This is a genomic window from Streptomyces sp. NPDC002088, from assembly GCF_040296605.1.
GTDB lineage: Bacteria > Actinomycetota > Actinomycetes > Streptomycetales > Streptomycetaceae > Streptomyces.
Genome location: NZ_JBEOXO010000040.1, coordinates 30,337 through 48,307, shown reverse-complemented (window position 1 = coordinate 48,307; position 17,971 = coordinate 30,337). Strand labels below are relative to the sequence as shown.

Sequence of the window (17,971 nt, the reverse complement as noted above, 5' to 3'; positions counted from 1 at the left end):
ACCGCACAAAGGCGACGGTTGGCCCCTCAATGTGCTGAGCGGCCAACCGTGCTGTCAGGCAAGTCATCCACAGGCTGCAGAGGCGACGTCCATGTCGCTCACGCTGATCACGAAGGATCGCCAAGAGCCACGCGGGAAGATCAGGGCAGGGCCCCCCATGTTCTTGGAGTCGCGGACTGCGACCTGCGGCACGAGGTCAGCGATCTCGACGCAGTTGCCAGTACCGTCGCTGCTGTACGAGGACTTGATCCAGGCCTGCGCCGGAGCGATGTCGGTGGAAGGTTGATATGTTCGATGAGTGTCGATGGCTCCGCTACCTTCGGGTGAGTGATTCCAGAAATTCGATGGTCTCTTCGAGGCCGAGGGCGGCCCCGACCATCGCGTTGAACCGGCGTGTGAACCGGTCGACTTCACGGGGCTTGTCCGAGGTGGACACGGCCCCCCAAGCATTGTCGGTCTGTACCCGTGACGGCAGCTCACCGAGGTCCAGGATGGCAAAGTCGTTGGTTGTCCGGTAGCCACGCTTGAAGGGCAGCACCTGCACCTGGACGTGGTCCTCGCACGCAAGTTTGGCGATCTCGCGGTACTGCTCTCGCATCGTCTCCTCGTCTCCGACGGGGATGCGGAGCGCTGCCTCTCCGAGAATGACCCGGAGACGGACGTCGTCGCGCTCCAGAACCCTACGTTTGCGCTCCATTCGTAGATCCACGTTGCGCTGTATGAACTGGCTCGTGGTGTCCTCGACAGGACGCTGCACCTCGAACAGGGCCCGCGCGTAATCCTCGGTCTGCAGGAGCCCGTACACGACAGTCGGGTGGTAGGCCAGGATCGCCTCGGCCTCAGCCTCCAGACCGACGTAGTGCGGCATCCCCGCCGGCATGAACGCACGGTACTGGGTGAGCCAGTCATCGCTCGGGGCTTCACGATTCAGCTCGAGCAGTTGCTCGATCAGCTGGTCGTCGGTGACGTCGTACCGCTTCAAAAGCGTGCGCAGGTCGCCGACGTTGCGTCGGAAGTTCAGCTCGCCGTTCTCGATGCGCGCGAGGGAGGCTTCCGACAGAGCCCTGAGCCCCCGCACCGCTGCCTTGCGAGTCATTCCGCGTGCCCTGCCGTCCTCAACAGGCGGGCAGTTCTCCCGTAACTGTCTGAGTTGGATGCCCAGCTCCAAGCGCCGCCCGGTCGCCCCACGCTTTGCCGCCACCTGTGCACCACCCCCACGTCTCTGCGCTGTTGGAGATTGCCCCTGCGCAGAGTCTGACACTCGCTGCGCACTCACTGCAGCCCCCTGTGCAGATTCCGGCATAGTCCATCTTGGTCCCCACTGAATTTTCAGTGAGGATCCAGTTGATTCTCCATGGGCCTTACGGCCAAGGTTGTTGAGCCAGCACAAGCCGTGACGGACAAGCGGACAAAGCTCGCACCCACCCACTGGACGCCTGGAGGTATCGGCATGACATCACCTGCATTCGCCTTCCAGCCAGAGAGCATCCGAACCGCCCTCGAGATGTCCATCGAGCGGCGCCCGAGCTCCGATTCCGGCAGCTTGTCCGAGGCCGACGCGGCCTGGCCCCAGCGCCTGCGCCTGCGCCTGCGCCTGCGCCTGCGCCTGCGCCTGCGCCGGATCGTCCGCGCGTGCCTCATGTACTGGCGTTGTCCCAGCCTGATCGACACCGCCGAGCTGCTCCTGACCGAGCTGGCCACCAACGCCCTGCGTCACGGGCACGGCAACGAGATCGGCGTACGCGTCTTCTTCCGGGGTGACCAGTGCGTGATCGAAGTGACCGACGGCTCCTCCGCCTGTCCGAAGCTGCGCCAGGCCGGCCTTGGTGACGAGAGCGGCCGCGGTCTCTTCCTCGTCGATGCCCTGGCCTCGTCGTGGGGCGCCAGCCCCGACGGGCGAACGACCTGGTGCTCCTTACCCCTGACCGAAGGAACGACTGAGATGCAACCCGCCGCGGTCACCGTCCCGGTCTTACGTGAAATGTTGTTACCCCTGCCCGCCGACGCAACCGCGGTGAACATCGCCCGCATCAAGGGGCGAACCCTGCTCACGATGCTGGGCTGGCCCGGCAGCGTGCACGCCGCGATCGACGTTGTGCACTGCCTCGTCGACAACGCCGTGCGCTACGGTCTGGCCCCCGGGGCAGTCGGGCAAAGCCTCTCAGTCTGCCTACGCGTGACTGAGGCTCACGAACTGCTCATCGATGTCACGGACCCCAACCCGACGTTCCCCGGCTTCGACACGGCCCTCGCCGCCGGCCCGGGGCGCGGCCTGGGGGACGTTCAGCAGGTTGGCGCGGCACTCACCTGGTTCGTCAGCCCGGACTGCGAAGGCAAGACCGTCCGCGCCACGATGAGGCCGGGCACGGTGACCCTGTGACCGCCCCAGCCACCGTAGCGCAGGCGTCTGGGGTCACCGGCGCCGCGGTGATGAGCCAACTGATCGAGTCTGCCGGTCCGGCCCGGGAGCCAGCCGCCGACATGGCAGACCTCGCCGAGGTGATACGCACACTCCTTGCCGTCGAAGCGCTCCGCGACACCCGCGTGCGCCTCGGGGGCAACCTCTTCGACGTCGTCATCACCAGTTCCGGGCTGCAAGCCCGTTCCGCCGTCGCTGTCATGGACTCGATCCAGGGCGGCTGCGGACCCGTCATCGAGGATCCCGAGAACGGATGGCTGTACTGGCTGGTCCCGCCCGGTTCATCCAGCCGGTGGGCGCCCCACACCCACGCCGTGTGCCTCGGCGCTCCCCACACGATCACCCTGCCGTCCCTCCACCGCACCGCTCCCCCTAGCCCGTACTGGCTGCGGCCGTCCGCGAGTGACCGGCTTGTGCCAACGGGACCCCTGTGGGAAGCCCTCACACAGTTGCGGCCCGAACCGACCCCACACGCTGACCTGACCCACCAGCTCGGAATCACTCCCCACTGACCCACGCCTTGCCCCGGGGCTTCCCATCCCTTTCCCTGCTCCCCCGGCCCCGCCCGGCTCCACCCGAGGCCACCGTCGGCAGAGCACTCCTCCCCCGACACCTGAGCGCCAGCTCCAGATCGCCGGGGCGTCGTGCTCCTTTCCGAATCCCTCCCCGTCAGATTCCTTTGCGGCACGGCACTGGTCGGCGCCGTCTCCCCGGCCGACCCCTGGCTGAAGGCCCGCGCGGAGCGGCAAATCAACGCGTTCCACATGGACCTGGTGAACGGGACCCTGCCCCCGGACTACACCACGCTCCTGTGCGTTCGCCCCGACCCGCTCGGCGGCGGCCCCAGCATCCTCTCCGACGCCCACGCGGCGGTCGCGCGGCTGTCGGAGGACAGCCGCGCCCTGCTGGCCGAGTCGGCCTACCACTACGGGACCTTCTTCGACCTGGTCGGCGTGGGCGAGGAGTACAAGCCGTTTTCGATCCTGGACGGCTCCGACCCGGGCGAGGGGTTCGTCCGGTTCACCGCCAAGATGCTGGAGAGGGCTTCTGTGAACCCAGCACCGCTGATGCCGGGCAGCCGGGAACACCTCTGCCAGCGCCTTCCACAGCCCCGGGCTTCTCCTCCCGCTTTTACGCCCCGAGGAGGCTGCACGCTGGGCCGCGCTGGTCGAGCAGTCCCGACCAGTCCTCGAAATTGACGGGATGGAAGCTGTCCAGACCTTCCTGGCCGAGCGCGGTGTGAGCATCATCCAGGCGATCGCAATCACCCGGGCACTGCTTGGGAACGTGGAGACACCACTTCGGGTCGCCATCGACATCGTGGCGACGAGTACGGCTCGGCAGTGAGTTCAGAGAACACGTGAACACCCTGCTCGTGCAGCAGGTCCTGGCCGAACCGGCCTGGGCGAAGAAGCTGAGCGACGAGGACCGGCGCGGGCTGACCGCGCTGTTCTGGTCGAACGTCAACCCGTACGGCACATTCCGCCTCGACATGGACAAGCGCCTCGACTTGGGGCTGCCCACCACTGTGCCGGCCCCGCACTTCGGCGGCCTCCGCATGAGCTACCGGGAGTGACTGTCTGTCAGAGAGACGTGGGGGTGGGGGTGGGGTGCGTGACGGCTCGCGGCCGACCCGACCTGCGACGGTTACTGCGCAGGAGAACTACATGCATGCTGTTCGGTGCCGTTCTCTGATGCCGTTGAGTCGTTCGGTACGGGGACCGGGGAGGTGGTCGGGTGCCAGGTGAGAATCCAGCCGGCGGTGAGCGTCGCCGCGCCGCCTGCCAGGGCGATGGCGCCGCCTGTTCCGATGCCTGCGGCCGCCGCGCCGAAGCAGGCCGGCCCGATGCCCTGTAGCGTCATGCTGCCGGAGCCGAGCAGGCCGAAGGCCTGGCCCTGGCCATCTGGCGGTAGGGCGTCCAGGAACGGCCGTTGCAGGCCGAGACCGTAGGCGAATCCGAAGCCGCAGAGCAGCAGCAGACAGGACGAGACGCCCACTCCGGGCTCGGCAGTGAAGCCGATCAGCGGCAGTCCCATCAGCGCAATCAACGGGACTACCAGTCGCTCCCGGGTGGGCGGCCGTAGGAGTCGGCCCACCAGCAGGTCACCGACAAGCATGCCGACCGGCAGACAGCCCATCAGCACCGCGTACCAGCCGGGCGCGAAGTGGCGCCCTCCGGCGTAGGCGACGATCAGGCCTTCCGCGCCCGCTATGAACGCGGGCGGTAGCCACTGGGCCAGCATCAGTCGTCGCACCGTGTGTCCGCGCAGCAGCAGGCCTGCACCATGCAGGCTTGCACGGACGGCCCCGCTATCGCCCCCAGCGCTGCCGGGTGTGCCGCCGAACTCTCCCGGCTGCAGCCGCGGTAGCCGGATGCGGATAGCAAGCGCGCAGCCGAGGTAAAGGGCGGCGCTGACCGCGAGCGCCCGGCGTGGGTCGAGTGCCGCGACGGCCGCACCTCCCAGTGCCAGGCCGAACAATTGCGCGCCGGAGGCAGCGATGTTGTTCAGTGACCGGCCCAGTACATAGGCGTCGCCCTCCAGCGACTGCGCGACCAGCCGACTCGACGCGCCGTGAAACACCGGTGTGGCGAGGGAGACCAGCGCCACGACACCGAGGCTTGCCGCGATCGGCATCCGCACCAGGGCGAGCAGCAGGGCGGCGGCGCACGTCAAGGCGTAGCCGCCGGTGATGAGCGCGCGGGGCGGCAGTCGGTCGGCCAGTGAGCCCAGCAGCAGCGAGCCGAACAGCTGCGGGATGAAGCCGATGCCGAAGGCCAGTGCGCTCAGCAGCGGGGAGCCGGTGGCCGAGAAGACCAGCACCGAGAACGTGGTGATCCGCAGCGCGTCCGCAGTGATCGCGACGGTGCGGGTTGAGAAGAGCAGCCGGAATCGCGGCTCGGCCAGCACCTCCCGGTAGGTGGCACGGTGGTTGCCCTGCGCGGGCTCGGCGGTTGGGGTCATGACGCGCAGCCTCGCCGTGCGCCCACGCCACTCACCAATGATTCGTCGCTGGACGAATCGGAACAGACGTCCGGCGGTAGCATCCCAGGGTGCTGCGCTTCGAAGTCTCCGTCGAGGACCTGCTGCGCAGCCGCTTCGCGCTGTCGCCCGCGCTGGACCTCTGCTTGCTGCTGCGCTCGCTCATCGGCCAGGGCCAGCCGCTGCCGCGAGCTTGGGCCGCCCGGCTCCTGCCAGCCTTTGAACGGCTGCGCCGCGAGACCGAACTGGACGCCGCCCTCGCTCTGCAGGCCCCGCAATCGGGACCGAACTTCGTCGCCCCGCCTCCGCGCGGTCTCAACCAGACCTGGGCGGACGACCTGGCCATGATCCGGGCCACACCGTTGGAAGCGGCCCGCCGCGAATTCGCCACCACCGCGACCGGCCCGTCCGCCCGCGATCCCCGCGTACGCGCGGTGCTGGATTCGCCGGATGCCGTCTCCAGGATCGCCGAGGCGATGGACCGGGCATGGCACGAGCTGCTCGCCGCGGACTGGCCGCAACTGCGCGCGATCTGTGAGCGCGATGTCGTGCACCGGGTGGGTGTGATCGGCGAACACGGATGGGCCACGACCATCGAGAGCCTGCACCCGGGCATCGCCTGGCGCGCCGGCGGTATCGAGGTCGGCTTCTTCCGAGGCGGAACAGTCCGCCTCGCCGGCGACGGGCTGCTGCTGATCCCTTCGGTCTTCGTCGGGCATATCGCAGCCCACCTGGAAGACCCCTGGCCCAGGACCTTGGTCTATCGTGCCCGCGGCACCGCCGCCCTGTGGGGCGAACAGGCGACCGTCGCCCAACCGGACGCGCTGACCGCTCTGGTCGGCCGGGCCCGAGCCCGGCTGCTGTTGGCGCTGGACGCCCCGGCCAGTACCAGCCACCTCGCCCGAAGCCTCGCCATGGCACCCGGCGCGGTAGGAGACCACCTCGCCATCCTGCGAGGCGCGGGGCTGCTCGTCCGCGCCCGGTCCGGACGGTCGGTGCTCTACCGGCGCACCCCGCTCGGCGAGGCGCTGGTCGCCGGTTCGGGCTGAGGGATCGGACCAGCACAGCAGCTCTACGACCAGCAGCTCGTCCGACTCCCCGGCGTCCAACGCCTGACTTCCACCGGGTCATGAAGAACGTCGTCCAGGACAGACCGCTGCCCGAATAGCCGCACCCTCGCCCCGGCCGCCCTCTCTGTCGGCAAACGATCGAATGACGACAGGTTGGGCGGACGTCCAATGAACCCCGGATTTTCGGGGCCTGACGACGACTCGGATCCAATGAGATCCGATGGCAGTTGGCGACAGGGTCAGATGACAGCCGAGGTCCGATGCGGCGGCAGAAGCGGGGAAGAGCGTGGCCAATCTCGTCTACAAGCGGGTGTCGACCGACCAGCAGTCGACCGCCCGGCAGAACCTCGTCCTGGCCGAGGCCGGGATCGAGGACTCGGTCGTCTTCGAGGAAGAGGCCGGTACCTCCAGCCGCCTCCACCTGCTCCAGCGACCGAAGTTCGGCAAGCTGCTCGACTACGCGCGGCCGGGCTACACCGTGCACACCTCCGAGATGTTCCGCCTGGTGCGCGGCACCGGGCACATCCTCGACGTGCTCGACGTCCTGCACCGCGACCGGCTCGCCCTGCGCATCCACGACGGCGCCTTCTCCGGCATGGACCTCACCGCCCGCCACCCGCGCACCGGCGAGCTGCTATCCACCGTGAAGTTCATGGTGCAGACCCTCGCCGCCGCCGGCGAACTCCAGCGCGAGCTGACGTACGACGGACTACGGGCCGCCGAGGCCAAGGGCAACAAGGGCGGACGCCGCCCCGCCCTCGCGGGCGACACCGTCGCCGACGTACGCACCGCGTACCTGAAGGGCCAGTCCATCGCTGCCCTGGCCCGCGAGCACGGCGTCAGCCGCGGCGCCATCTGCACGGCCGTCGCCGACCTCCTGCCCGAGCACGCCACCGACCAGGACGCCCCGGCGCCGGAGCTGCCCATCACCCTCGACATGCCCGGCAAGGTCGCCGACTTCCTGCGCGCTGCCGAACTGGAGCCCGCCGAGCGGACTGCGCTGGAGAAAGGTGTGCCCGTACGACACGGCCAGGGCTACACCTTGCGCGTCAGCGCCACCCCTGGGATCCACCGCCAACTCCTCGCTCACTGCCAGGCACTCGACAGCTCCGCCGCGATCCCTGCCCAGCGCAAGGCCCGTCGCGAGTACGAGAACCGCGTCGACACCCTCAGCCACTGACTACGGAGCTACTTTGCGGCTGGTGTCTGAGCTAGGACTTCAGGGCCGTCCCGCGGGTACCACTCGACGAAGTTCTCGTCCCGCCAAAGACCGTCGAGATGGTCGCGGATGGCCATGGCGGTGGTGCCGTGGGGATTGCTGGCGCGGGCGACCTTCACGGTCAGCTCCGGCACCTCCGAGCCGGAACGGGGCTGAATGCACAACTCGGTCTCCTCCGGTGGGGCGGAGCTTCACCGTCGCAGCAGCACCCACAACGCAGAGCAGAGTTCGATCGAACTGACACCGCAAGGGCTACACCCCAGTGCGGGTTGACGTAAGCGCCATCCGCCACTTCAGCACCACAGGGCGCAGTTCTGGCGTTTCGCGAAACCGTTACAGGGGGCGTGATCCTGGACTCCGCAGAGACCACGAACACCCAATTGAGCAGCGGAAACAGCTCTGCTCGGGAAGACAGGATCCGCCTGCCAGTCATGCCCTCCGAACTCCCAATCTCCAAGATCCCCGACAGCGATCCAGCGCGGCTTCGCCGTGCGCCGGGGGCACAGTAAATGGGTCGGTATGCGCCGCGCGCGACCTTGACCGCCCTGCCGCGGGAACGGTCGCGTCGGGACAGTGGAACTGTTCGTTCCGGACGAGACCGATGACTGTGATGCCTCCGAGCTCGCACGACAGCGTGGTACTGAGGGCCGTCCACGGGAACCGTGGAGTGTTGCCATGAGCACGCGCGTCAGATTCTGCGTACTGCCTTGGCCCTCCCGGAACGGCACCAGGCAATGAGAACCGAACGGGATCGGAGCCGTGGCCATGGACGTCCTTCACGAACGCTGCGCCGGAATCGACATCAGCAAACGAGATGCCAAGGTATGCGTGCGTACCCCCAGTCCCAGGCGGAAGGGGACGTTCACCCAGCAGACCACGACCTTCGGTGCCACCACCAACGCCGTCCTCGACCTGCGCGAACACCTCCTCGGCGCGGGGGTCACCCTGGTGGTGATGGAGGCGACCGGCGACTACTGGAAGCCCTTCTACTACTTGCTGGCCGAGGAACTGAACGTCATCCTGGTCAACGCCCGTCAGGTGAAGAACCTGCCCGGCCGCAAGACCGACGTCTCCGACGCTGCCTGGCTGGCCCAACTCGGCTCCCACGGCCTGGTCCGCGCCTCCTTCGTGCCTCCGCAGCCGGTACGCGAGCTGAGGGATCTCACCCGGACCCGCACCCAGCTCACCCGCGAACGCGCCCAGGTCGCACAACGCCTGGAGAAGCTGCTGGAAGACGCCGGCATCAAGCTCTCCGCCGTCGTCTCCGATCTGATGGGGGTCTCCGGCCGCGCCATGCTCCAGGCACTGATCGACGGGCAACGTGATCCGCACATCCTGGCCGACCTCGCCAAACGCCGCATGCGCAGCAAGATTCCCGAGCTGAACCAGGCGCTGACCGGCCGCTTCCGCGAGCACCACGCCTTCCTGACCCGTCTCTATCTCGATCAGTACGACCAGCTGTCCGGCGCCATCAAACAGCTGACCGTCCGGATCGAGGAGGCGATGAGCCCTTTCCGCCCGGCGCTGGACCTGCTGGACACGATTCCCGGGGTGAACCAGGCAGTGGCCGAGGTGATCGTGGCGGAGACCGGAGGTGACATGACCCGGTTCCGCTCGGCCCAACACCTGGCCTCCTGGGCCGGGTTGTGTCCGGGGCACCATGAATCGGCGGGCCGGGTCCGCAGCACCCGGGTCCGACCCGGCAACCCCTATCTCAAGGGAGCCCTCGGGATGGCCGCGTTCGGAGCGGCACGGACCAAGGGCTCCTTCCTGCAGGCACGCTACAAGCGGTTGACCGCCCGCCGTGGCCCGATCAAGGCACTGGTCGCAGTCGAGCACTCGATCATCATCGCGGTCTGGCACATGCTCAGCGACAACGTGCCCTACCACGAGCTCGGCGGCGACTACTTCACCCGGCGGGACCCCGAACGAGCCGCACGCCGAGCCGTATCCCGACTGAACGATCTCGGATACCGCGTCACCCTCGACCCGATGGAGGCCGCCGGGTGAACAGGGGGGAAGGGGCCCGGCGGACAGACCCGACCGGGCCGACACCCCTGCCCGAAAGAGCCCCCACCTGCTGTTATTTACGCGTCAGAGTCAAGCTCAGGAGACGTGCACTGGACGCTTGCGTCAGGGCAGTGATGAGCGCCCATCCTTACGGGCCGGTACGACACGAGGCCGCGAAAGGTCCGAAGGCGTGGATTGCCCTCAACACGGACAGCTGAACTACGCCGTCCTGAAACCGATGTCGTTGCCGCCGATCCCGAGGGTGACCAGGCGGGTCTCGGGCGAGAGCGCTTTGAGCTGGGCCGCGTTGATGCCGTTGTCGGTGGACGGTTTCGCGGTCAGGTCGGCGATGGTGGCGCCGCTGTAGTTGACGTTCTTGAACGAGGCGCCCTTGAGACCGCGTCCGGCGGCGACGAGGGAAGGGTAGTTCGCCACAACCCCGCCCAGGAAGACCGCGACTGCCACCACCGCGAGGACGCCATCAAGCGGATCGAGGACGAACTCGAGCGGATCAAGAACCAGCGCCAACGCGACGCCACCCGCGCGACCACCGCCAAGTCCCGCGAGCAGGGGCCGCACGCCTGCGGGCCGGGCGCGCGCTGATCGAACACCCTACTTTGAAAAGGTGGTTGAGGGCCTCGAAGAACGGGCGGCTCGCCATCGACCGCGCCAAGGTGAAGCCGAGGAACGCCTGGACGGCAAGTACTTGCTGACCAGCTCCGGCCCGCGCCTGACCGCCGAAGAGATCGCAGTCGGCTACAAGGCCCTCCTGGAAGCCGAGTGCGGATTCCGTGATCTCAAAACGGTGCTGGAGCTGCGGCCGGTCTTCCCCTGCCTCGAACACCGCATCCGCGCTCACGTGCTGCTTTGCTGGCTCACCCTGCTGCTGATCCGCGTCGCCGAGCGCCGCACCGGACAGACCTGGAACCGGATGAGCACCCAGCTCGGCCGCGTCCACAAGGTCACCCTCACCGGCGAAGCCGGACAAATCACCCAGACCCCCCCGCTCAACAGCGAGCAGGCCACCTTCTACCGCGACTGCGGCATCACGCCGCCGCCGAGGATCACCGCCGCAAACCCGGCCTGACCAGTCATAACGCGGCCGTGGGCACTCGCACTTACGGCCGCGTTCTCGACGTTTCCCCCGCTCAAGCCGCATTTCCGATGCTCCCCCCTGCCGACCAACTGCGGAAGTCAGGGGAGAGGCGGATCAACGCCGGCGATGAGTTCTACCGGCCCTGGAAGCCACGAACTCGAACCGGGATCTACGAAGAAGTAGACGGGTCTGCTCCCCGTCACCCTGTGGCGGCGTGAATCCCGGCGATACGACCCGAACTGATCGCCCAGGACAGCGGAGTGCCGAACCGGTGCTCGTCCAAGCCAATCCAGCCGCCGACGACCGAGCCGGCCCCGTACAGTCCGGGGATGGGGCGGGACTGCGGGTCGAGCACCCGCAGGTTCTGGTCGATGCGCAGCGGCCCGGCGGTGTCGATCATGAGTGGCCGGAACCGCAGTGCGTAGAACGGCGGCTTGCGCAGCGGGACCAGGTGCTCGGGGGCTTTTGCCCACAGCGCGTCACGCCCGGCGTCGCAGTAGCCGTTGTATTCCTGCACGGTGGCGCTCAGCGCCTCCGGGTCGGCACCGATCCAGCGCGCGATCTCCGACCAGTCATCGGCCGAGACGCACCACTCCTTGTTGGCCGGATCGGCCAGAGTGTCGCGCAGCGTGGTGCGGTAGCCCCCGGCGATCCAGGTGCCCGGATCTTCCTCGCCGGGACGTGCCTTTCCGGCGAACGGGTCCGGCTGGTCGATGACGTACTGCACCAAGTCGTCGTCGAACAGTGCGAACCCTGCCATGCCGGGCTGGACGATCAGCGCGTTGGTGGTGGCGTTGACCCTGCCGCTCGATTCGTCGAGGAACCGGTCGCCGTGTGCGTTCACCCACAGGCAACGAGGCTCCATGCCCGCGCGGTTCGGCTTGTTCTTCTTGGTCTTGAAGCTGTAGCAGTTCTCCTTGATGAGGAACGAACGGCCGCCTGTGTCGGCCCCGACCGCGCCGGCGAGGGCGATTCCGTCACCGGCCAGTCGCTTGGTGTCGGTCCAGTAGACGTCCTCGTCGTAGATACCGGGGAACTTCTCGTGCAGCAGGTCGACGTTTCCGGTGAAGCCCCCGGTGGCGAGCACGACCCGCGGGGTCTCGATCGTGATCCTGCCGTCCTTGGTGTCGGCCACCACCGCGCTCACCCCGGTCTCCGGCGAGCCGATGATCTCGGCCGCTGCGGCCCTGGTGAGAATCTGGCCGCCCTTGGCGGTGAAGCGCTGGCTGAGCTCCTCCATCACCCGCTGGAAGCTGCCAGGGTGGTTGGACCATCCGCTGGGCTCCACGCCCAGGTCGACTCCCGTCATGGGCCGGTAGCCGATACCGCGGTCCTCCAGCCAGTTCACCGTCTCGTCGGCCTCGTCCACCCATAGCCGGACAAGCCGGGGATCTACGCCGTCGTAATGGTGGTACGCCATCGTGTCCCGGAAGACGGCGTCGGGCGAGTTCCCGAGGCCGGCCTCACGCTGGGACCTGCTCTGCACCGAGAACAGGAACCCGCCGGACATACCGGCGTTGCCGCCCACGAGCGGGCGCTTTTCCAGCACCACGACCCGTTCCAGACCATGCTCCTGTGCGGTGATCGCTGCCGGCAGGCCGGCACCACCGGCCCCGATCACCACCAGGTCCGCCGTCAGTGCGCCGCTGAGCTCGCTCACTGGTCCTCACTCTCGTTGTTGACCACGCGCTCCACGCGCGCGGGCTTGTCGGGGTAGCTGGTCGACTCATAGAAGCTGTCGTACGGTTTCGGCGGCTCGGGTTGCAGTGCGGGCGCCACGCTCACCGAGGAGGACTGGCTGAAGGTCACCCCGCGATCCGGACGGTGCACACCCGGCGCCGTCTCGCCGAGTTTCGGGAAATGGCCCGGGCGATCGATCGACGACTCGACCCGGTTCTCGGCCTCGAAGGTGATGCCCGGCTTCACCTTCACCCAGGACTCCTCGCTCTCACGGGCGGTCATGCCCGCGGAATGCGGGTACGCCAGGCGGGCCATCGGCTGGGTGACGCCCTGGATGTCCGCAAACCGCTGGACGCGGCGTTCCAGGGTCATATCGCTCATGCGGTCGCTCCCTCAGGTGTGGGGGTGTCGGCAGTGAAGAGGTGGCAGGCGACCGACCGGCCGTCGACGAGGGTGACTGCCGGACGCTGGATCCGGCACGTTGACGTGGCATGCGGGCAGCGTGGTGCGAAGGGACAGCCTTGCGGTGCGGTTCCTGTCCCCTCACCGCCGGCGACCGGGTCGGCCTGCTGCCGGGCTGCCCGCCGTTTGCGTTGGCGGAGCGGGTCGGCCACGGGAGAGCTGGCGATCAACGCCTGGGTGTAGGGGTGTAGCGGCCGGCACAGGACGTCCTGTGTGGTTCCGGTTTCCATGACGCGCCCGCGGTAGAGCACGACCACTCGTTGGGCGATGGCTGCGACCACCGCGAGGTTGTGCGCGATGAACAACATCGCTGTCCCCCGCTCGCGGCTGAGGTCGCTCATCAGGTCGAGCATCCGTGCCTGGGTGATCACATCGAGGGCGCTGGTCGGTTCGTCGCAGATGACGAGCGCCGGATCGGTGGAGATCGCCCTGGCGATGGCGATGCGCTGACGCTGGCCTCCGGAGAACGCGCTCGGGTAGCGGTCGATCGCGTCGGCGGGCAGGCCGACCCGGGTCAGCAGCTCCTCGATCTGCGTTCGGGCGTCCGCGGCACTGAGCTTGCCGTGGACTTCGAGGGGTTCACCCAGCGTCCTGCCGATGGTGCGTGCCGGATTGAGCGAGGCGTAGGGGTCTTGGAAGACGACCTGGAGCCCGGTGGACAGATCCCGCCGTTCGGCGGCCCGCTGGTGGGTGATGTCCTGGCCGCCCAGGTGGATGGTGCCCCGCGCCGGGGCCATCAGGCCGAGAATCGCCCTGCCCACCGTCGACTTGCCCGAGCCCGACTCGCCCACGAGGCCCACGATTTCCCCGTGGCCGACCGTGAGGCTCACGTCGTCGACCGCCTTGGTGGGACTGGAGCGCCACCCGCTCCTGTACTCCACACCGAGATCCTTGACGTCCAGCAGGGGTGTACTCATCCCCAGCTCCTTTCCTCGCCTGCCTCGACCGGAAGCCGGGGTGTCGCCGCGACCAGCGTGCGGGTGTATTCCTGGGCGGGCGACAGCAGCACCGCCTCCGTGGTGCCCTCCTCGATCAGACGTCCATCCGACATGACCGCGACCCGGTCGCAGATGTCGGCGACCACACCCAGATCGTGTGTGACCAGCAGAAGCGTCAGAGAGGATTCCTCCCGCAGGTGCAGCAGGAGATCGATGATTTCCGCCTGGACGGTGACGTCGAGCGCCGCGGTGGGTTCGTCGGCGACCAGCACATCGGGCTCGCCGCTGAGGGCGAGCGCGATCGCCACCCGCTGTGCGATGCCCCCGGAGAGCTGGTGTGGATAGCGGCGGGCGACCGCTACCGGATCGGGCATGCCGACGCGGGTGAGCAGACTCAGCGCGATCCGCCGGGCCTCCCGCCGACGGACGCGCCGATGCAGGCAGATCATCTCGTCCAGTTGCGAGCCGACGGTGAAGGAGGGGTCGAGTGCGGCCATCGGCTCCTGGGCGACAAGGCCGATCCGGGATCCGCGGACCTTGCGCAGTTGCGCCTCGCTCAGGCGGAGCAGGTCCTCGCCGTGGAGCAGCACGCGGCCGGAGGTGACCCGACCGGGCTGTGGCACCAGCCCGAGGATGGACAGCGCGGTCGTTGTCTTTCCGGATCCGGACTCGCCGACCAGGCCGAACACCTCTCCGCGCTGCAGCTGGAAGCTGACGTCCCGGACCACGGCTCGGTCGTTGCCGTCCTGTCCCGGGTAGCACACGTGAAGCTGATCGACCGTCAGCACCGGGTCCAACGCCGGCGCGGTCGGGGCCACCCCGTCCGCGGGCACATCCGGCACCGGCCGTCGCGGGTCAGGCAGTTGCGAGGGACGCCGGTGCCCGCTCACCGCCTCCAGCAGGGCGTTGCCGACGAGATTGAGGGCCAGCACGGTCGCGGTCAGGGCGAAGCCGACCGGCACCATCAGCCACGGGTGCTGATCCAGGTTGTTCGCGGCGTCCAGGGTCATCTGACCCCAGCCCGGGGTCTCCGGTGAAAAGCCGAGGCCGAGGAAGGAGAGGGAGGTGAGAAACAGGAACGTGCCGCTGTACTGCACGACCGCCTGGGCGATGAGGGGACCGGTGACGTTGGGCAGGATGTGCCGGGCCAGGATCCGCGGGCGTGACAGCCGGGAGACCAGCGCGGCGTCGACGTACGGCAGTTCGCGTGCGGCGGCCGTCGAGGTGCGCACCACCCGGAAGACGGCGCCGCTGGTCAACACGCCGAAGGAGATGGCCATCACGATCAGGTTGTTATCGGTCACGGCGGCGATGGCCAGCACCACCACCAGACCTGGCAGCGCGAACAGGATGTCGACGACGAAGGTGGAGGCGGTGTCGACCCACCCCGACAGATAGCCCGCGAGCAGCCCGCCAGGTACGGCGAGCAGCAATGAGACACCCACCGGGATGAGCGCGGTCAGCAGCAGTCCGCCTCCCCCGTGCAGCAGCCGCGAGAAGATGTCGCGACCGAGCTCGTCCGAGCCCAGCCAGTGCCGCGCGCCGGGCCCGCTGAAGCTGTTGGACAGGTCCTGCTCCAGTGGGTCGATGGGCGCGAGCACCGACGCCATCGCGCACGCCACACTGATCCCGATCAGCCAGATAAGGCTCACCCAGACCGCCGGGCGGGCGAGCGCCCTGCACAGGGCTGTGATGGACGAGGTCATGAGAACCGGATCCTTGGGTTGAGGGCCGCGGCCACCACATCGGACAGCAGGTTGACGGCGACGATGATGAGGCTGAACGCCAGCACCGCGCCCTGCACGATCGGAAGATCATGCTGGCGGATCGCGCTGAGCATCAGCGTGCCCACGCCGGGCAGGTTGAAGATCGCCTCGATCACCATGACCCCGCCGAGCGCGAACACGAATCCGAGGCTGGCCACGGTCACCACCGGGCCGCTGGCGTTGCGCAGCACGTGCCTGCACACGATCCGCCTGCGGGACAGCCCATTGGCCGCAAGCGTGCGGACGTAGTCGCGCGAGAGCTGGTCGACGACGCCCACGCGCGTCTGGAACGCCACGGGCCCCACCCCCGCCAGCCCCACGGCGATCATCGGCAGGATCAGGTGCGACAGCCACTGCCCCGGTGAGACGGTGAAAGCCACGTACCCGGTGGCCGGCAGCACCGGAAGCCGGATGGCGAAGACGAACACGAGCAGGCCCGCGAGCCAGAAGCTCGGAACCGCCATGCCGATGCTGGCCCCCCACATGACCGCACGGTCCACCAAGCCGCCCCGCACGGCCGCGACCGTCCCGAGGGTGACGCCGATCAGAAGAGTGAACACCGTGGCGAGCAGGGCGACCGACACCGTGACCGGCAGAGCGCTGCTCAGGGAGGCGGCCACCTTCTGATTCGACACCAGCGACACCCCCAGGTCGCCGTGGAACAGGCCGCCGATCCAGTCGCCGTACTGGACGAGCGCCGGCCGGTCCAGCCCCATCGAGGACCGGAGCCGGGCCACCTCGTCCGCCGTGGCACCCGAACCGAGCAGGAACGACGCCGGGTCCCCAGGAACCAGCTGAACCAGCAGAAACGTCAACGTAGCGACGATCGCCATGATGGGCACCACAGACGCCAGCCGTCGCAAGCACAATCGGAGCATGGTCACTCAGCTCCGACCGGCCGCAGGTTGTACAGCATCGGTGCACCGGCCCTGGCGGGCTCGACCACCTTGACGACTTGCGGGTTGTAGGCGTGCAACTGGCTGCTCAGCGCCGGGATCACGTACCACGCCTGCTCCGCGGCGTACTCGGCCAGCTGTGCATACAACTGCTTCTGCTCGTCTCCACTGGCTGCCACGGCCTTGGCCAGCATGGCAGTCACCTTCGGGTTGGTGTTGCCGAGCGGGTTCATCGAGGAACTCTTCGTCATCGTGAAGGTGAAGTCGCTGTAGGGGAGCCCGGTCACCGACAGGAGACCCGTGGCCATCGCCCACTTGCCGGAGTTGACCTGCTGCACGAAGTCGTCACCGTGGTTGCTGAGCTGCACGTCGATGCCGACCTTGCGGAGATAGCCGGCGAGAGCCTGGGCCATCTGGTCCCACTGCGGGTTGTTCAGCACCTTGACCGAGAACCCGTTCGGGTAGCCGGCCTGGCGCAGGAGCCGCTTGGCCTTGGCGACGTCGTAGGTGTAGTAGCTGTCGATGTTCCGGCTGTAGCCGAGGCTGTCCGGGCCGAACGGCGTTGAGGCGTTGGTGACCCCTTGACCGTCGAGCACGGACTTGAGGATCGCCTTTCTGTCGATCGCGTAGTTCATGGCCTGCCGGACGCGCGCATCACCCAGCGGCTTGCTGATCTTGCCGGAGGTGTCGAAGATCGTGAAGCCGAAGAAGGCGGATGCGGAGCCCTGGGCGATCTTCCACCCGTTGATTTCCGTTCCCGCCGACACGATCGTGTAGTCGAGCTGGCCGCTGCGCGCCGCGTTGTTGGAGGCGGTGGGGTCGGTGATCAACTGCACCACCAGCTTGTCGAAGCGGGACCACTTGGCCGCCGCCCAGTAGTTCTTGTTCTGGGTGAACGCGTAGGTCTTGTTCGTCGTCGTGCCGCTCTTGTCGAGGACGTAGGGACCGGACCCGACCGGTGTGTCGGCGAGCGTCTTGGGGTTCTTGAGCGCGGTGGGACTCACCATCCAGCCGGCCTGCTGGGAGAACCCGTAGGGCAGGTCGGGCTGGGGAGCCCTCAGGTTGAAGCGCACCTTGCTCTTGGACACCACGTCGACCGACTGGATGTATGAGAGGTAGGGCTGCGCCGCCACGTTCGACGGGGTGGCCGACTTGGCGTACTCGATATTGGCCTTGACAGTCGCCGCGTCGAAGCTCGCGCCATCGGTGAAGACCACATCGGTACGCAGCTCCATCACCAAGGTCGTGGCGTCGCTGTAATCCCATGAGGTGGCCAGCCACGGGACCACGGTGCCGTCGGCGTTGATATGGGTGAGCGTGTCGTACGTCGCAGCTGCCACGTACTGGCTCAGCTGCGTCTTCCATGGGTCCATTGAGTTTCCGGTCGGAAACGCGGACATCGTGAAGGTTTTCTGTCCGGACCCTCCCGTGCC

The 17,971-nt window shown here is 67.9% G+C and carries 18 protein-coding genes and 2 pseudogenes; 9 read left to right on the top strand and 11 right to left on the bottom strand.

All coding sequences use genetic code 11. The annotated features are described in order from the left end of the window. Positions 1–63: 63 nt before the first annotated feature. Together ABT114_RS45570 and ABT114_RS45565 are read right to left on the bottom strand one after the other, a co-directional pair. Complete coding sequence (locus tag ABT114_RS45570; protein ID WP_351151868.1) at positions 64–414, bottom strand: DUF397 domain-containing protein; 351 nt, start codon at positions 412–414, stop codon at positions 64–66. Continuing rightward, positions 314–1,201, bottom strand: coding sequence for a helix-turn-helix domain-containing protein (locus tag ABT114_RS45565; RefSeq protein ID WP_351151865.1), 888 nt, complete (start codon positions 1,199–1,201; stop codon positions 314–316). Before ABT114_RS45565 ends, ABT114_RS45570 begins: the two co-directional genes overlap by 101 nt. A 249-nt stretch (positions 1,202–1,450) precedes the next feature. Here ABT114_RS45565 and ABT114_RS45560 point away from each other — a divergent pair, with 249 nt between their 5' ends. The 5 genes and pseudogenes from ABT114_RS45560 (at position 1,451) to ABT114_RS45540 (ending at position 3,995) form a co-directional block, all read left to right on the top strand. After that, complete coding sequence (locus tag ABT114_RS45560; protein ID WP_351151862.1) at positions 1,451–2,380, top strand: ATP-binding protein; 930 nt, start codon at positions 1,451–1,453, stop codon at positions 2,378–2,380. After that, the gene (locus ABT114_RS45555; protein ID WP_351151860.1) at positions 2,377–2,931 is read left to right on the top strand and encodes a hypothetical protein; all 555 of its coding nucleotides are present in this window, start codon (positions 2,377–2,379) and stop codon (positions 2,929–2,931) included. The genes ABT114_RS45560 and ABT114_RS45555 overlap by 4 nt, the downstream gene beginning before the upstream one ends. Before the next feature lie 132 nt (positions 2,932–3,063). Next, a pseudogene (locus tag ABT114_RS50790) lies at positions 3,064–3,357 on the top strand (TauD/TfdA family dioxygenase); the annotation flags it as partial. Between the two features lie 265 nt (positions 3,358–3,622). Then, positions 3,623–3,766, top strand: a complete 144-nt coding sequence (locus tag ABT114_RS45545; protein WP_351151854.1) for a hypothetical protein — start codon at positions 3,623–3,625, stop codon at positions 3,764–3,766. A gap of 13 nt (positions 3,767–3,779) precedes the next feature. Next, positions 3,780–3,995, top strand: a complete 216-nt coding sequence (locus ABT114_RS45540; RefSeq protein ID WP_351151851.1) for a hypothetical protein — start codon at positions 3,780–3,782, stop codon at positions 3,993–3,995. Between the two features lie 71 nt (positions 3,996–4,066). Here the strand turns inward: ABT114_RS45540 and ABT114_RS45535 are convergent, their stop codons facing one another. Next, positions 4,067–5,383 carry an MFS transporter gene (locus tag ABT114_RS45535; protein ID WP_351151848.1) on the bottom strand — a complete coding sequence of 439 codons (1,317 nt, stop codon included), beginning with the start codon at positions 5,381–5,383 and terminating at the stop codon, positions 4,067–4,069. Between the two features lie 89 nt (positions 5,384–5,472). Here ABT114_RS45535 and ABT114_RS45530 point away from each other — a divergent pair, with 89 nt between their 5' ends. Then, complete coding sequence (locus ABT114_RS45530) at positions 5,473–6,450, top strand: winged helix-turn-helix domain-containing protein (RefSeq protein WP_351151845.1); 978 nt, start codon at positions 5,473–5,475, stop codon at positions 6,448–6,450. Positions 6,451–6,757: 307 nt separating this feature from the next. Continuing rightward, on the top strand, positions 6,758–7,651 hold the full coding sequence (locus ABT114_RS45525) for a recombinase family protein (RefSeq protein WP_351151842.1): 894 nt from the start codon (positions 6,758–6,760) through the stop codon (positions 7,649–7,651). Positions 7,652–7,659: 8 nt separating this feature from the next. Here the strand turns inward: ABT114_RS45525 and ABT114_RS45520 are convergent, their stop codons facing one another. Further along, on the bottom strand, positions 7,660–7,854 hold the full coding sequence (locus tag ABT114_RS45520) for a hypothetical protein (RefSeq protein WP_351151840.1): 195 nt from the start codon (positions 7,852–7,854) through the stop codon (positions 7,660–7,662). A 601-nt stretch (positions 7,855–8,455) separates the two neighbouring features. Between ABT114_RS45520 and ABT114_RS45515 the strand changes: the two genes are divergently transcribed. Next, complete coding sequence (locus ABT114_RS45515) at positions 8,456–9,700, top strand: IS110 family RNA-guided transposase (protein ID WP_351151837.1); 1,245 nt, start codon at positions 8,456–8,458, stop codon at positions 9,698–9,700. A 219-nt stretch (positions 9,701–9,919) separates the two neighbouring features. On the opposite strand, the gene ABT114_RS45510 is transcribed toward ABT114_RS45515, so the two are convergent. Further along, a complete protein-coding gene (locus tag ABT114_RS45510) occupies positions 9,920–10,228 on the bottom strand; it encodes an SGNH/GDSL hydrolase family protein (protein WP_351151834.1) in 309 nt (102 codons plus the stop codon). On the opposite strand from ABT114_RS45510, the pseudogene ABT114_RS45505 reads away from it, so the two are divergent. Continuing rightward, positions 10,124–10,787: pseudogene (locus ABT114_RS45505) on the top strand (IS1634 family transposase); the annotation flags it as partial. The gene ABT114_RS45510 and the pseudogene ABT114_RS45505 sit on opposite strands and share 105 nt — an antisense overlap. A gap of 208 nt (positions 10,788–10,995) precedes the next feature. Here the strand turns inward: ABT114_RS45505 and ABT114_RS45500 are convergent. From ABT114_RS45500 to ABT114_RS45475, 6 genes are read right to left on the bottom strand one after another with little or no spacing between them, the layout of a single operon-like run. Continuing rightward, a complete protein-coding gene (locus ABT114_RS45500) occupies positions 10,996–12,456 on the bottom strand; it encodes an FAD-dependent oxidoreductase (protein ID WP_351151829.1) in 1,461 nt (486 codons plus the stop codon). Then, on the bottom strand, positions 12,453–12,857 hold the full coding sequence (locus ABT114_RS45495; RefSeq protein ID WP_351151827.1) for a hypothetical protein: 405 nt from the start codon (positions 12,855–12,857) through the stop codon (positions 12,453–12,455). Before ABT114_RS45495 ends, ABT114_RS45500 begins: the two co-directional genes overlap by 4 nt. After that, positions 12,854–13,855: an ABC transporter ATP-binding protein gene (locus ABT114_RS45490; RefSeq protein WP_351151824.1), complete on the bottom strand. Its 1,002-nt coding sequence runs from the start codon at positions 13,853–13,855 to the stop codon at positions 12,854–12,856. Before ABT114_RS45490 ends, ABT114_RS45495 begins: the two co-directional genes overlap by 4 nt. Further along, positions 13,852–15,582 (bottom strand): dipeptide/oligopeptide/nickel ABC transporter permease/ATP-binding protein, encoded by a 1,731-nt coding sequence (locus ABT114_RS45485; protein ID WP_351151822.1) that lies wholly within the window; start codon positions 15,580–15,582, stop codon positions 13,852–13,854. Before ABT114_RS45485 ends, ABT114_RS45490 begins: the two co-directional genes overlap by 4 nt. Continuing rightward, the gene (locus tag ABT114_RS45480) at positions 15,579–16,520 is read right to left on the bottom strand and encodes an ABC transporter permease (RefSeq protein ID WP_351151930.1); all 942 of its coding nucleotides are present in this window, start codon (positions 16,518–16,520) and stop codon (positions 15,579–15,581) included. Before ABT114_RS45480 ends, ABT114_RS45485 begins: the two co-directional genes overlap by 4 nt. Before the next feature lie 2 nt (positions 16,521–16,522). Then, positions 16,523–17,911: an ABC transporter substrate-binding protein gene (locus ABT114_RS45475; RefSeq protein WP_351151819.1), complete on the bottom strand. Its 1,389-nt coding sequence runs from the start codon at positions 17,909–17,911 to the stop codon at positions 16,523–16,525. Positions 17,912–17,971: the final 60 nt, after the last annotated feature.